The organism is bacterium (assembly GCA_030697645.1).
Taxonomy (GTDB): domain Bacteria; phylum Patescibacteriota; class Minisyncoccia; order Phycocordibacterales; family VMGT01; genus JAUYPI01.
The window spans coordinates 23,993-38,080 of the sequence record JAUYPI010000018.1 but is presented as its reverse complement, the minus strand read 5'-3'; the positions used below and the strand labels follow the sequence as shown (position 1 = coordinate 38,080).

The window sequence follows — 14,088 nt, the reverse complement described above, 5'->3', positions numbered from 1 at the left end:
CGCCCACCTACTCCTCCTCCCGCCAGCTTGAGATGATATAGCCGCCGCTGGGGCCGGTAACAAAAAGGAGCGTTGCAAGTCCGCCTTCGTAGACAACCTGAGCACTGTTCTTTGCGTGCACGCAGTTTGCGGTCACTTCTTTGAGATTAATGTTGTCCTCAATCAATACCTCACCATGGCCAGCGTAGACGAGGAGGTCGCCGGTCGCAAAATTTTTGGCATCAATCGCCGGTGTGCCCCCACAACCGCTCGAAGCATGCTGCGAGAGGACTAATACATATGAGTTACCCACTCCAGATCCTTGGAACGTGGCGTGGTTTTGCAGTATCACCTTTCCTTTGGTGAGAGGACTCGACGGCTTGTCAGCGATAATTGGCACGCTCTTCGCGCCCAAAGAAGGATCGACGCGGATAATAGAATTATTCTGAACATTCATATCTCCCTCGACCCACACCACGCCGCGAAGTGTGATCGTCGTATTGCCGGAAATCTCAAGATCGCAGGGAATTTTTACCGGGCCAAGTGTCGTATCGCTTGTAATTTTATGCTCTGATCCGCTATTGCACACGAGTGTGCCGCCCAAGACAGCGTCCGCCTCCCAGTCTGCTACCATCGCGTCACTTATGGGGAGCGTGCTCGTCGCTTGATCCGGACTCTCATCGAAAGGCGTGCCGGTGACAGTCGTGCCGGTTATGATCTGATAGTAGGCATCGCCGTCAACGAGGGAATCTTTGATCATGTGTGCGAACGCATCCGCTCCGGTATGAATGTCGTCTATAAGCCCCGTTGTACTCGCTGAAACGGCTGAGCCCGTAATGTCGTTGAGGCCTTCGCCTACTATTGGACCATTTGAATAGACATTGCCTATAACGCTCGCGTTGTTATCGAGATCAACACCGCCATCGCCTGCTTGAATGCCGAAGTTAAACACCGCGCCACCGCTGCCGATATCAAGAAGCGCGCGCACCTTACGCACTGAGCGCAGTCGCTCACCACGTGAGACGATCTCCTGGAGCGTCCCCACTGCTGTTACCGTTGCGGTGGCGACGCGGCCGCTCTCCGAGAAAACCTCGAGCGTATCCACGTCGACGTCTTCGCGCATCCGATAGAGCACGTCCTCAAGCAATCCTTCAGCATGAAAAAAACTGTCCTCGGAGCGCGTGAACTCGTGCGCGGAGCGGATCGCGTGAAGCGCAGGGAACATCACGCCGCCGACGACGAGAATCATGGCGGCGGTGAGCATCAGAACGGCGAGAGTGAGAGCGGCGCCGCGGTTTTGAGATTGCAGGTATGTCATAATTTTCAATTTACAATTTTCAATGTTTCAATGACTCAATGACGACGGCGTCGTGTTTGAAAATTGGGTAATTGAAAATTGATTGAAAATTGCAAAATTGATAATTAAAAATTTTTTCACACACGAAGACATACGATTACTCCAACTGATACGAATCCCGCAAAACGGTAGTTACATAAAATTTCTCCGTACTCGACGCCCGCCCCTGCTCCGCATGCAGCGTGAGCTCGATGCGGAGCGCCTCCGACACCGGCGTTACGACTTCCCGAAAAACAAGATTCGCAACCGAAACGGTGTCGGGCGTCAGGGATCCTTCAAGCACGCCGTTGCGCCGCACTTCGAGCGCTGACGCTACCGCCTCGAAGGCGTACGCGACATCCGGCCCGCCGCCCTCATCACGAACGAGCAGGGTCACACGCCCGGGATGCACGCCAAGCGTACTCGCGAGCTCGTCAATGTCATGGGCCACTCGCGCGTCGCGCACGATGCGCTCAAGTACCACTGCGGCCGTCGCCTGAACGCGGCGCGCAACAAGCGTCTGCGCAATCGCGCGCTGCATCGCGACAAGCATCGTCGTCACGATACCGCCAATGATGACCACGAGCGCAGCATAGACGAGTAGTTCAATCAATGTCTGACCGAGTTTTGGATGTTGGAAATCTCGCATAATTTTCAATTTGCAATTTTCAATGGTTCAATGTCTCAATGACCACGGCACCGTTCGTGTTTGAGTAATCACTCACGCCCGTCTTTGCGAGCGACTAAAAGGAGCGAAGCAATCCAGGGGTTTTACGTACTGACTCTGAATTGCGGAGCCTGTCCCGAGCGAAGCGAAGGGATCTTGCTCCTCGCAATGACGGCTTTGTTACGCGGTTGTGTACGAAGGTGAGTGGTTACGTGTTTGAAAATTGATTCATTGAAAATTTATTGAAAATTGCAAAATTGAAAATTGAAAATTTCGCCTACGGTGTCTCAAACAAATTCACAAGGTGTGTCGTGTACTCGATTGCCTCAGCAAAACCGCCCGGCACTTCCTTGTAGACACGAAACGAAAAGTCGTACTGATCGAGCGCCTGACCTTCGTCCAGTGGATTCCCAAGACGTCCAACGTATCGTCGCGCGATGCCGCCTCCGTAGGGGCTCGGGTCAGCCTGTAGATAGCCCCAATGAATCGTTCCGATCGAACCGGAAAATGCGACGGTCGAATCGGGATCACTCCGAAGGCGCAGGTGGTAGAGAACGCCCCCGGTGAGCGTCGGCCGTGTCGGAAAAGTAAATGAAGTCCACAACAGTGTCGCAGGCAGGGACGCGCCATCAAGCGTCGCGGACGTCGCAACGACGGGCCCTACCGTCGAGCCGCTTCGGATTTCAAGGTACAAATCAGATGGTGCGGCGGTTACACGACGCAGATAAAGCTCCACGCGCGGCACCACGATGTCGCTCCCGGCAGGCACGGTGAAACCCTGCGCGATGTCGCCATTGCCGCCGTTATTTGACGGAAAGCCCCCAAGATCCCCGTCTGTGGAGCCTGCCTCAAATGCCTCCGCAGAGGCCTCGGAGAACGGCAGCGGGCTCCAGCTGAGGCGCACTAAAACGTACCGCGCGTCGGGGTCGATCGCCTTGCTCGCGAGCGAGGTTGACGCAACGATATCACTATCGCTCGTCCGCCGATACACGCTCTGAAGCGTCATCGTGCGATCAAACGCGCCATCAATGAGCGCCTCGCTTGTCGTCGCCTCCCACACGCCGCTTGAGAGCGCGAGCCGGTACGGCGTATCGAGCGTGAGCGCGGCAAAGCTGGTCCAGCTCGCGTCGCGGAGGATACGCGCCACTTCAATCCCCTCCTCGGCAAGATACGTTGCTTGTACCCGATCGGTAGTGCGGAAAAGCGTCGCTGCGTAGCGAGTGAACGCGGCAATAAGCCCGCCGAGCACGATGAGAATGATGGCGGAACCGACGACGACCTCAACGAGGCTGAAGCCCCGTGGTGGCTTGGTAGTAAGCAACATAACCGCAATTAAATTTCCAATTCTCAATTTTCAATAAATTTTCAATGTTTCAATGACTCAATTACGGACGGCGTCGTGTTTGAGAATTGGGTAATTGAAAATTGATTGAAAATTGTAAATTGAAAATTCGGCCCGACCAGCTGCCTTGGCCATTTCGCTATTCCACAAGCCCCGTCTGCGCAATCGTGATGACCTTATTCTCGCTCACGTCACTCGCGAGAGCCACCGTTATCGTACCGTAATCACTCGTCATCCCAGTTCGTTTGTCGAATACCACGTCCGCGCCGCCGCCAGCAAGTGCGTGGGCGGAAATCGTCACGAGCGAATCGAGCACATGCAGTTCATTGTCTCCTGCAGCAGGATTGTACGTCACACCCCGAAAAAGCGTGACTGATGAAGTGGTTATGTGGAGCCCGAAAACGCTGTCATCTTCCGCGGCAAGCGTGCGCGCCCGGGCACGAGAGAGGAGTGTGCGCACCTCCTCGACGCCGATTGAAAGCGCCTGCCGCTCGCGGAGGCCCGTAAACGAGATTGTCGCAATGCTTGCGAGAATCGCAATGACTGCAACAGAGATAAGAATTTCAATTAAAGTGAAACCGCGCATAAATACTGGTAGTCGCACTAATATCACATGCCAAAACCAAAGTGCTCGCCGTATCTTAAATTTTCAATTTTGCAATTTTCAATGTGTCAATGATTCAATGCCGGCGGCGTCGTTCGTGTTTGAAAATTGAGGAATTGAAAATTTAATGAAAATTGAAAATTGTAAATTGAAAATTCTAGCAGCACTTTGCGCTATACAAACCTAAATTGCCGACGATAACGAATAAATGGGCTGGATCATGGACACGGCAAAGAAGCCGACGCCGGCGCCGATCGTCACCATAAGAAACGGTTCGATGACCGTTGACATGTCCTTGGTCTTGCGCGATACTTCCTCCTCGTAGAAATCAGCGACGCGCACAAGCATTGCGGAGAGATCGCCTGTCTCCTCGCCAACCGCGATCATCTCGGAGACGAACGGCGGATAAAGATGTTCGGCGGCGCGGAACACATCCGCAATCGACGTCCCTTTCTGAATTCGCCCCTCGGCCTCGACGAGCACGGCGCGAAATGAGCTGTGCTGCACCACGTCGGCAGTAATCTCAAAGGCGTGGGTAATCGCCACGCCGGCAGAGAGGAGCGAGGAGAGCGTGCGGGCGACGCGCGCGGCATTCGTCTCCTGGACCAAGGGGCGAATGATCGGGGTATAGAGTAGGACGATCTCCTTGGCGCGGCGACCAAGACGCGTGCGGAGGAGCGCGAAAAAGCCCACGATTGCCGCTACGGCTCCACCAAACGCAAGCAGATAGTGCGCTTTCATAAAATCGCTAATGCCGATGATGATGCGCGTACTCGTGGGAAGTTCTACCTTGAGTTCGCGAAAGGTGTCCGAGAGGGTCGGCACCACATAGACCATCATTGCCGCGCCAACCGCTACCATGGCGCAGAGGACGATCGTCGGGTACATCATTGCGCCGCGAATACGTTTTTTGAGAAGATACGTTTGTTCCATCTGGGTCGAAATGAGCGCGAGCGCCTGTGCGAGCCCGCCGCTCTCCTCCCCTGCCCGCACCATCGCGATAAAAAGCGGCGGGAACACGCGCGGAAACGCGGAGAGCCCCTCATGGAGCGTTTTGCCGGCGCTGATTGAGCCCTGGAGGTGCCCGAAGACTCTCCGGAGCGCTGGGTGCCGCATCTGGCGATCGAGAATCTCGAGCGCGCGGGAGACGGAGAGCCCGGCGGATAGCATCGCGCCGAGGTTCCTCGCGAGAGAAATTTTATCGTGCTCTCTGACCCGGCTCAAAAACGCGTTAATCGACTCGAGGTTCACATGGAACGCACGGCGTTTCTCTCCTCCTTTCTCCTCAAACGAGACCACCGTGCCGCCCTCCTCGCGGATATGGTGAAAGAGCGCGAAGCGATCAACGCCGTCGAAGGTGCCGTCGTATTCGGCACCGTCGGTTTTTTTGGCCTTGTAGGTGAAGGAAGGCATAGCTATCGCAATTTCCAATTCTCAATTTTCAATTTTCAATAAATTTTCAACGTCTCAATGACGACGACGTCGTTCGTGTTTGAAAATTGAGTCATTGCAAAATTGATTGAAAATTGCAAAATTGAAAATTGAAAATTTGCCTACTCTGATATTACCCTGAGCACCTCTTCTATCGTCGTTATCCCCTGCGCCGCTTTGAAGATCCCGTCCTCAAACATGGTGAGCATCCCATCCGCCCGCGCACGAGCCGCGATCTCATCGGAAGGGACGCCGCGCATCACGAGCTCTTTAATCGCCGGCGTGACGACCAGCACCTCGTAAATGCCCGCACGTCCCTGATAACCTTCCAGCGCATCGGGGTGCTTCGGCCGGTAGAACGCGATTTTGTCGAACTTCGTGCCTTCCGGTATCACACTCTCCTCCTCAAGCTGCTTCTGAATGCGATCGAGATTAACGTGCTTCTCGAGCGACGCGAGGTCGTTCTTCGTGAGGGATAGTTTCTCCCGCTCTTTGCCGATGCGGCGCACGAGCCGCTGTGCGATCACCACGTTGAGAGTCGAAACGAGAAGGAACGGCTCGGCCTTCATATCAATCAAGCGCGGCATCGCGCCCGCAGCGGAGTTTGTGTGCAAGGTCGAGAGCACGAGGTGGCCGGTAAGCGCGGCATTGATCGCAAGCCCTGCGGTCTCAGTGTCGCGTATCTCGCCGACCATCACGATGTCTGGGTCCTGCCGCACGAGGGTGCGCAACCCCGAGGCAAAGGTAAGCCCGATCTCGGGGCGAACCTGCGTTTGGTTGACGCGCGCCATCTGGTACTCGATCGGGTCTTCAATGGTCGAAATGTTGACGCCCGGAGTATTTAGGATGTCGAGCATGGTATAGAGCGTCGTGGTTTTACCTGATCCAGTGGGGCCTGTGGTGAGAACCATCCCGGTCGTCTTGGTGAGCGCATGGTGCACCTGCTCAAGCGCCGCACCGTGAAAGCCAAGCCCCTCGAGTGTGTATCCCTGAACGCTCTCTCTGAGGAGACGCATCACCGTCTTCTCGCCAAAGTAGGTGGGTAGGATCGAGACGCGGATCGCCACCCGCTCGCTCTCGGACTCCACCTTAAAGCGCCCGTCCTGCGGCAGGCGCTTCTCGTCGAGCTTCAGCTGCGCGAGCACCTTGATACGCGCCGTAATGCTCTCCGCCGCGTGCCGCGGGAGCACCATCGCGTCGCGAAGCAGGCCGTCAATCCGATAGCGCACGAGAACCTGATTTTCCATCGGCTCGATGTGGATGTCCGAGGCATTTTGGAGCACGGCGTGCTTAAGGAGCGTGTCGACAATTCTTATAACCGGCAGATCCTCCGCGAGCTTCTTGAGGTCTGCCTCGCTTTTCGGCTCGCCGCCCCCGCCTATATCCTCCGCGGCGGCTTTAATGTCCGGCAGCGCGGCGGTGTCGGTTTTAATAAGCTCCCCAAATTCCTCATGGAGCCCGCGCTGATAGAGCTTGAGCGCGTCCTTGATCGAAACGCTGTCGGTGAGGCGCGGCAGGATTTTGAGACCGGTCTTCTTCTTCACGAAATCAATAGCTCCGAGGTCTTCGACGTCGAGCATCGCAACCTCGAGCGTCTCGCCGTCTTTGCGGAACGCGACGATATTGTGCGTGCGTGCGATGGGCTCGGGCACGAGGGCGAGCGTCGCTTGGTCAAGCGGTTGGTCATGCAAGCTTACAAAGGGTATGCCGAGAATATAGGCCTCGATGCGACGTAAGTCATCCGCGGTAATCTTGCCATCGGTCACCAGAAAGTCGCCGAGGGGTGTTTTCTTTTTCGTCGCCTCTGTCTTCGCTCGGTCGAGATCGGCACGCGAGACAAGCCCGGCGTCTTCGATGAATTCAATGAGCTGGGGGTCCTCTATGTGCATACAAAATTTTCAATTTACAATTTTCAATTTCCAATAAATTTTCAATGTTACAATGATCCAATGACGGTGGCGCGCCGTTCGTGTTTGAAAATTGAATAATTGAAAATTGATTGAAAATTAGAAATTGAAAATTCAATCCTATATTTACACACAGTATACCAAACAACCCGCGCGATAATCTTTGCGGTCTGTGCACAAGCCTGGCGGGCAGCCACGACGAAACCCCCTACGCCAAACGTAGGGGGGTTAGGGTGCGGCGCATACCGCCACAGGCTCGCGCGCCGATCGACGCCGCCGCTCATGCCATCTGATCGCAGCCATCGCGAGCATCGCGGTCGGGATCGCCACGGCGATATCGAGCAGTGTGTCCGTCCAACCGTCTTGCGCCGCCGCAAGATGGAATGGTAGAGATAACCGCACACGATCGAGAGTCCACTCGAAAAGCTCCCACACCACACCCTCGACAATCGCAAAAAAGACAGCCCGTGTATACGTATGATGGACGAGAAACCACTCGCACATACGCCGTGCCCAGCCGGGCAGCGGGCTCGGCTCGCCGAAGGCAACGTACCACGACAGTAGAAGCATGGCCCCAGAAACCGCATGCGCCCCAAGGTCGCGCCACCACGTACTGTCGAATGTCGAAAATGAGCCCCACAAACACAAGGACCACGCTAGGTGCGCGCACCAATAGCTCCCAATGAGGACACCCGGACAACGGCTACATAACCCACTGAGAAACGCCATGGCCTATCGCCTCCTCCCTCAAAGCAGCTCGACAAAAAGAACACTCCGGCGTATAGTGTAGCTATTACCGGAATTTAGTCAATTGTTGTTTGCTCCGGCCGTATCGTGCTTGTCTCTCTCATGAGCATACCCCACCTGAGCCGCACATGTCGAGATTCCTTCCGCTCGAGCCCTGGCGCACACGGGGGTATCTCTTCGTACGTCTGACTCAGGATTCCCGAACCTCGCGCGCCTCAAAGAACACTCATGCACGACCGGCATAGAGCAAGCCCTTCGTCTCTATGTCACTTAAAATAGCACTGGCTCTCGCCGCCGCCTCCGGCCTACTAGGCACAGCGTTCGGATATTTCCTGCGCTGGATCGTCTCGCTCGGAAAAAAGGGCTCGATGGAACTTGCGATTAAGCAGATGATGCTTGACGCCAAGGAAAAGTCACAAAAAATCGTCGCCGAGGGAGAAGAAAAGGCAAAAGTCGGGATGGCCGAATTCGAGCGCACGCTGAAGACCCGTGAGGGCGAATTCAGACGCACCGAAGAGCGCTTTATTAAAAAAGAAGAACTCCTCGACCGCAGGCAAGGCGAGATTGACGCCGAGGTCGAGCGGGTGAAGCAGAAAGTCGAGGAGGTAAAAGCGGTACGCGCGCGAGCCGAGGAACTCGAGCGCCGCAAGCAGAGCGAGCTCGAGCGCGTCGCGGGTCTCAGTGAGGAGGCGGCTCGCGCGGAACTGCTCGCGACGGTCGAGAAAAATTTCGACCAGGACATGATGGTGCGCGTCCAGAAGCTCGAGAGCGCGGGTCTCGAGCGCCTGGAGCGCCGCGCGCGCGAGATCCTCACGACCGCGATCCATAGGCTCGGGAACGCCGTCACCTCGGAGACGCTCGCGACAACCGTGGCCCTCCCCTCGGACGACGTCAAGGGAAAAATTATCGGCAAAGAGGGCCGCAATATCAAAGCCTTTGAGCGCGCAACCGGCGTCGAGGTGATTGTTGACGACACGCCGGGGGTGATCACGCTCTCCTGTTTTGATCCGGTGCGCCGCCACGTCGCGCGCCTCGCACTCGAGAATCTCATCCTCGACGGCAGAATCCAGCCCGCGCGGATCGAGGATCTTGTTGAGAAAGCCCAGGCGGACATCAGTAAAATCATCAAAGAGAAAGGCGAGCAGGCCGCCTATGAGTGCAGCGCGCTCAACCTCGACCCGAAGCTCCTCGGCATCCTGGGGCGCCTCCATTTCCGCACGAGCTACGGACAGAACGTGCTCCAGCACTCAATCGAAATGGCCCATATCGCAGGCATGATCGCCGAGGAGGTCGGCGCAAACCCCGCTGTCGCGCGCGCAGGGGCACTCCTCCACGATATCGGCAAGGCCGTGGATCACGACGTGCAAGGTACGCATGTTGAGATCGGGCGACGCATCCTTCAGAAGTTCAACGTGGACCCCGCGATCGTTCTCGCCATGCAATCGCACCATGAGGAATACCCGTACGAGACGCTCGAGTCCATCATCGTCCAAGTCGCGGACGCGATCTCCGGAGGCCGCCCCGGCGCGCGCCGCGACAGCGTAGAGAACTACCTCAAGCGCCTCGGAGACCTCGAAGCGATCGCCAACTCGTTCCCGGGAATCGAAAAATCCTTCGCCCTCTCGGCAGGCCGCGAGATACGCATTTTTGTGAAGCCCGAGGACGTCTCCGACGCCGAGGCGCGCGCCACCGCGCGCGAGATCGCAATACGCGTCGAGCAGGAGCTCAAATTTCCGGGAGAGATCAAAGTAACCGTGATTCGCGAGACCAGGGCGATAGAGTTCGCGCGGTAACTTGTAGCTTGTATTTCGTATCTTGTATCTCGTATTTTGTATAGCGAGATTCAGCTTTTATACAAACTACGAAATACAAAATACAAGATACACGTCCACTTTCGCTATCCACAGTCACGATTTTTATCATTTGCGCACCGCCGATAGTGCCCTATAATGGCTAGGTGTAAGGGTTTGGGTCGATTTTACTCGCGATAATTAACCTTTTCCTATGAACAAAGCAGATTTAGTGAACGAAATCAGCCACAAGGTCGAGCTCACGAGGGCTCAGGCCGAGCGGGCCATGGAGGTCCTCATGGAGGCCATTGTGGCAACGCTCAAGCAAGGACGCGAAGTCTCGATCGCTGGCCTCGGTATATTCTCGGCAAAGATGCGTGCCGCACGGCAAGCCCGCAACCCGCGGACCGGAGAGACGATCCAGGTGGCAGCACAGCGCGTGCCGAAGTTCCGCGCCGCAAAGGCGCTCAAAGACGCGGTGAAATAACCGCGTAAAAGAAATGTGTGCTCCGGAGCGCACGTATCCCATTTATACCAAACGCCCCTTCGGGGGCGTTTGGTATATGTAGGCGCAGCCGCGTCTTCGACAAAGAGACTTGCCTCACTGCAGCATTCCTGCTATATGTAAGAATAGATACCAAGTGCACAGGTCATGCCTGCGCGAGAATAAATATTGCACAGAGGAGGACGTCTCATGCAAACAGATATTTTCCGTACGCACACGCTTGCAACACCGGACAACACGGCGCTCACCGAACTCGAACCATCACTCTTCTACCCTGTGATCTCGGCCGAAGAAGAGAGCACGTGGCAGGCGTGGCTCCCGACGCGATATGCATACTCGCATGCCAATCGCGCCCTTTTGCACCACACCGTCGCGCGCACCCTGGCGCAACACGAAGCGCCAAAGGAAGTCCATGAGGAACTCCGCTTCGCGGATGAACTGGAACTCTTTGCGAGCTACGAGCTTCGCACGCCGGAGCGGCGCGATCTTCGCGATCCCCTTTTTATTGGGACAGACAAAAATAGCGTCCGCCACCGCATCGCCCTCTGGGGCGAGAGCATCCGACCGATCGGGGAAATCGCGAGCATTGTTTCCGCAAGCAGGCGTGTGAAATTTCGCGGCTGGCTCTGGCGGCTCGGATTTGTTGGCGCTGTTGCTGCCCTCAGCTACCTCGCGGGACTCGAACTCGAAGTGGCATACCCTGCACGAAATGCCGCAGCACACGCCAGGAACGCCCTAACCTTCCTAACCTTCTCGTGCTTGGTCACATTTTTTGCTCTGGTGGGCGTGTTCTTATCGAGATCGCCCGAAAATGCGCGACAGGACTTCCTCGACCGCTTCCGTCTCGATCCCAACGCACAACTTCGCTGATCAGTAAACAACGCCGAGCAAGCCATACGCAGCACGCGCTCAAACGTACACCGCTCCCTCACGCGCGAGGGAGCGGGCTTCGTATCGTTGTAAAGAAGTCTGCCGAAAAATCGGATAGCCCAGTCGCTTAAAAGCGGCTGGGCTATGTTTCTGGGCCTTTAGCTTCTTGGGTCCTTCTCGGGCTCGGCAAAGAGAACCTCGCGCAAACGCGGCGCGTTCGCCTCACACTTCGCCATCAACTGCACCAACTGTAGCGGGTCCGTCACCCTGCCGATCGCGCCCTGGAGCGCGTGCCGCAGATACTTAACGACATGGTCATGCCCGAAGATCGGATACCACAAAACTTCTGTGGCAAAGAGCGCCACGCCGATTTGACCCGTTGTCTCCATGGGTTCCTGGATCGTTCCGAATCCGAGCTGTAAACACCGACGCTCAAGAACCACGAGTTCCTTTTTGACGTTTTTTCCTACAATGTGGAGCTCGCCGCCGAGTGTGCTACCGTCGAGACGTGTTTTAATAGAATAATCTCCTCCGCCCGCCTGCACCACTACCCCCAGCGCGCTTGAGTCGATAGAGACACGGCGAAGTTTGGTAAGCACGGGGTCAGAAGGAGGCACATCAATCCCCCACTTCATAGCGGCGCAAATAAGTGGGAGAAATAGGCCATGCTCTTCGGTCAGAAAAGAAAAACCGCGCAAACCGTAAGGGGCGCGTTCGGGCACTAAAAGCCGCCGACACGATTGAACAAACCCCGACTCTTTCCGTGCGACGCTGACAGCGTCGAAAAACCTTGCCAACTGGCTCTGCCTGGCTTCATCATGGACAAAATCAAAAAGAATACGAGATGCCGCCAGGGTCTCTGCCGTCTGCGTGGTCCGCACCGGCACCGCGATAGCACTCGACGGAATCGGTATTGCGTCAAGATACCTCAGTATGCCGCCATATGTGGCCTGGTTCTCCATCTCAACTTCCTTTCCCTGCAACAATACTGTTGCGCTGAAACGTACGTTGCGCTGCGGCACTATGCCGCGATGCAATCCTCGGCGCAAGCTACCACAGGACCTTGCCGAAAGCAAGCCCGTTCGCGCCCGACACCGTCCGTCTGCAATGTAGCGTGTCGTTGTGCTCCGGCGGCAACTGTAGTAGTTTGAAGCGCGGACAGTTGAATCTTCGCAGTCACTCACACGGAGGAGAAAACCGTGATCGAAAACACAACGTTGTTCGTTATCATCGTTTCGCTCTTTGTCGTCCTCAGGACTGGCAGGTGGTGGCTCTCCAAAAAAATAGTACAGGGGCGTGTCGAAAAGCACCGACAAGTACCATGGCTTTGGGTTCAAGAACGAGCACTCCTCTTGTTGTGGGGCGCACTCATTGTTCGTTCTCTTGCACCGTGGTTGTTTGTGAGCGTGCTTCGTCCATTGAGGGCCATTCCTGTGGGCATTTTTGCAGAAGATGACGCGCTCTGCCTCGCGGGACTTGCGCTTCTTATCGCGGCAATCGTGCTTCAGCTTCGTGCGAAGTGGGAGCTTGGCGCGAACTGGAGCAATGCAGTCAAGGGGCCGATTGTTCGCGAAGGAAAAGTGACGGTGCGCGGACTTTACCGATGGAGTCGCAACCCGATGTATTGCGGTTCACTCGCCGAGGCATTCGCGCTCGTGTTGCTGCTACAAAACGTCGCCGCACTTCTGCTCGGCGTACTCACCTACTGCTACGTCCGGTCAAACATCGCGCGCGAGGAGACGCTCCTTCGTGAGATGAAAGGGCCCGAGTACGCACGGTATTACGAAAGCGTACCGCGCTTCTTTTGGAAATGGTAACAAAGTACATGTCACACACGCCTAGAGACGAGGAGAAAAAATATGCTCGGAAATCGATCGAACCCTATGAACCCCAGCGCAATCTTCACGCCGTTCGACGGCAAGGTTGAGGTACGCCTTTTCGGCCGTAATGGTGCTGACGTTGATTGGCGTATTGATGCGGTGCGCCGGCAAGAGGAACTCGAACACGCGGAAGCACTCGAGCAATTCTCGCAGCTACGCCACGTCGCACTTCAGGCAGGCATCGATACGGTGTATGCGCCTGACCATTCACGATTTAACGCAGCTATCTGCGAGAGCGAGGATTTCACCGAGCGCATTTCGCTCGCCAACAGCAAATTCGCACTGCTCCGTGGCCCATTGGCAGAGGGGTGCGTGCTCCCGCCACACTCGGGCGCATGGTTTTCTGTCGCGGACTGCCACGTTATAGTCGCGTACAACACCGCAACGCACTGGGTCATCGCGGCGCACGCCGGACGAGATTCCCTCTTTAACCGCGCTGCTATCGTCGGCGACATCGAGCCCACAGTGCGATCGGCAAGCGTTGTTGACGCGATAATAAATGGCATACGTAGAGGCATTTCGGCTGAGATAAAAGTGTTCGTCGCCGGAGGTATCGGCCCGGTACACTTCACTCACGACCCACGCCATCCGCGCTACGCTGTGGCCAACAAGGCCATACTTGCACACTTCTACGCTACCTGCGGCCACCTAGCGAGTGGTGGTTACCCCGCATCGGGCTGCCTCTCAATACCGGAAATCATCCGGGCACAATTTCAGCACCGTGACATCGAGCCATCGAACATAGCTACAGACGGCACCGACACCTATAGCGCCCTCGACGCGGATAACGATTACGTGTGGTGGTCACACCGCCGCGCCGTGAGCCTGGGCCAGCACGACGGCCGCAATGGAGTGCTTGTCATCCGCCGGCGGTAAGGGTGGAGAACGCTTGAACGGTCTACGGCCGCCTGCTCTACAGGCGGCCGTATTTTTTACAACGACTCCTATGTCGTCAGGCTCTATTCAACTAACCCGTGTCTCCTTTTTTGGCGCAGCGTGGTTATACACCACAGACACAATTAAAAACCCG

General features: G+C 56.1%; 13 protein-coding genes. 5 read left to right on the top strand and 8 right to left on the bottom strand.

Annotation, left to right across the window (positions count from 1 at the left end):
• Positions 1-7: 7 nt before the first annotated feature.
• From Q8R39_04425 to Q8R39_04395, 7 genes are all read right to left on the bottom strand, one after another.
• Positions 8-1,297 (bottom strand): hypothetical protein, encoded by a 1,290-nt coding sequence (locus tag Q8R39_04425; GenBank protein MDP3735643.1) that lies wholly within the window; start codon positions 1,295-1,297, stop codon positions 8-10.
• 136 nt (positions 1,298-1,433) lie between these two features.
• Positions 1,434-1,964, bottom strand: coding sequence for a hypothetical protein (locus Q8R39_04420; protein MDP3735642.1), 531 nt, complete (start codon positions 1,962-1,964; stop codon positions 1,434-1,436).
• A 295-nt stretch (positions 1,965-2,259) separates the two neighbouring features.
• Positions 2,260-3,306, bottom strand: coding sequence for a prepilin-type N-terminal cleavage/methylation domain-containing protein (locus Q8R39_04415; GenBank protein MDP3735641.1), 1,047 nt, complete (start codon positions 3,304-3,306; stop codon positions 2,260-2,262).
• Between the two features lie 157 nt (positions 3,307-3,463).
• Positions 3,464-3,910: a prepilin-type N-terminal cleavage/methylation domain-containing protein gene (locus Q8R39_04410; GenBank protein MDP3735640.1), complete on the bottom strand. Its 447-nt coding sequence runs from the start codon at positions 3,908-3,910 to the stop codon at positions 3,464-3,466.
• A 201-nt stretch (positions 3,911-4,111) separates the two neighbouring features.
• On the bottom strand, positions 4,112-5,341 hold the full coding sequence (locus tag Q8R39_04405) for a type II secretion system F family protein (protein MDP3735639.1): 1,230 nt from the start codon (positions 5,339-5,341) through the stop codon (positions 4,112-4,114).
• Positions 5,342-5,481: 140 nt separating this feature from the next.
• Positions 5,482-7,248, bottom strand: coding sequence for a GspE/PulE family protein (locus Q8R39_04400; GenBank protein MDP3735638.1), 1,767 nt, complete (start codon positions 7,246-7,248; stop codon positions 5,482-5,484).
• Positions 7,249-7,494: 246 nt separating this feature from the next.
• A complete protein-coding gene (locus Q8R39_04395) occupies positions 7,495-7,836 on the bottom strand; it encodes a hypothetical protein (GenBank protein MDP3735637.1) in 342 nt (113 codons plus the stop codon).
• 440 nt (positions 7,837-8,276) lie between these two features.
• On the opposite strand from Q8R39_04395, the gene rny reads away from it, so the two are divergent.
• From rny to Q8R39_04380, 3 genes are all read left to right on the top strand, one after another.
• Positions 8,277-9,806 carry a ribonuclease Y gene (gene rny, locus Q8R39_04390; GenBank protein MDP3735636.1) on the top strand — a complete coding sequence of 510 codons (1,530 nt, stop codon included), beginning with the start codon at positions 8,277-8,279 and terminating at the stop codon, positions 9,804-9,806.
• A 211-nt stretch (positions 9,807-10,017) separates the two neighbouring features.
• On the top strand, positions 10,018-10,290 hold the full coding sequence (locus tag Q8R39_04385; protein MDP3735635.1) for an HU family DNA-binding protein: 273 nt from the start codon (positions 10,018-10,020) through the stop codon (positions 10,288-10,290).
• A 207-nt stretch (positions 10,291-10,497) separates the two neighbouring features.
• Positions 10,498-11,178, top strand: coding sequence for a hypothetical protein (locus tag Q8R39_04380; protein MDP3735634.1), 681 nt, complete (start codon positions 10,498-10,500; stop codon positions 11,176-11,178).
• 158 nt (positions 11,179-11,336) lie between these two features.
• On the opposite strand, the gene Q8R39_04375 is transcribed toward Q8R39_04380, so the two are convergent.
• On the bottom strand, positions 11,337-12,140 hold the full coding sequence (locus Q8R39_04375; protein ID MDP3735633.1) for a hypothetical protein: 804 nt from the start codon (positions 12,138-12,140) through the stop codon (positions 11,337-11,339).
• Positions 12,141-12,377: 237 nt separating this feature from the next.
• Between Q8R39_04375 and Q8R39_04370 the strand changes: the two genes are divergently transcribed.
• Together Q8R39_04370 and Q8R39_04365 are read left to right on the top strand one after the other, a co-directional pair.
• A complete protein-coding gene (locus Q8R39_04370; GenBank protein ID MDP3735632.1) occupies positions 12,378-12,995 on the top strand; it encodes an isoprenylcysteine carboxylmethyltransferase family protein in 618 nt (205 codons plus the stop codon).
• A gap of 66 nt (positions 12,996-13,061) precedes the next feature.
• The gene (locus tag Q8R39_04365; GenBank protein MDP3735631.1) at positions 13,062-13,934 is read left to right on the top strand and encodes a laccase domain-containing protein; all 873 of its coding nucleotides are present in this window, start codon (positions 13,062-13,064) and stop codon (positions 13,932-13,934) included.
• Positions 13,935-14,088: the final 154 nt, after the last annotated feature.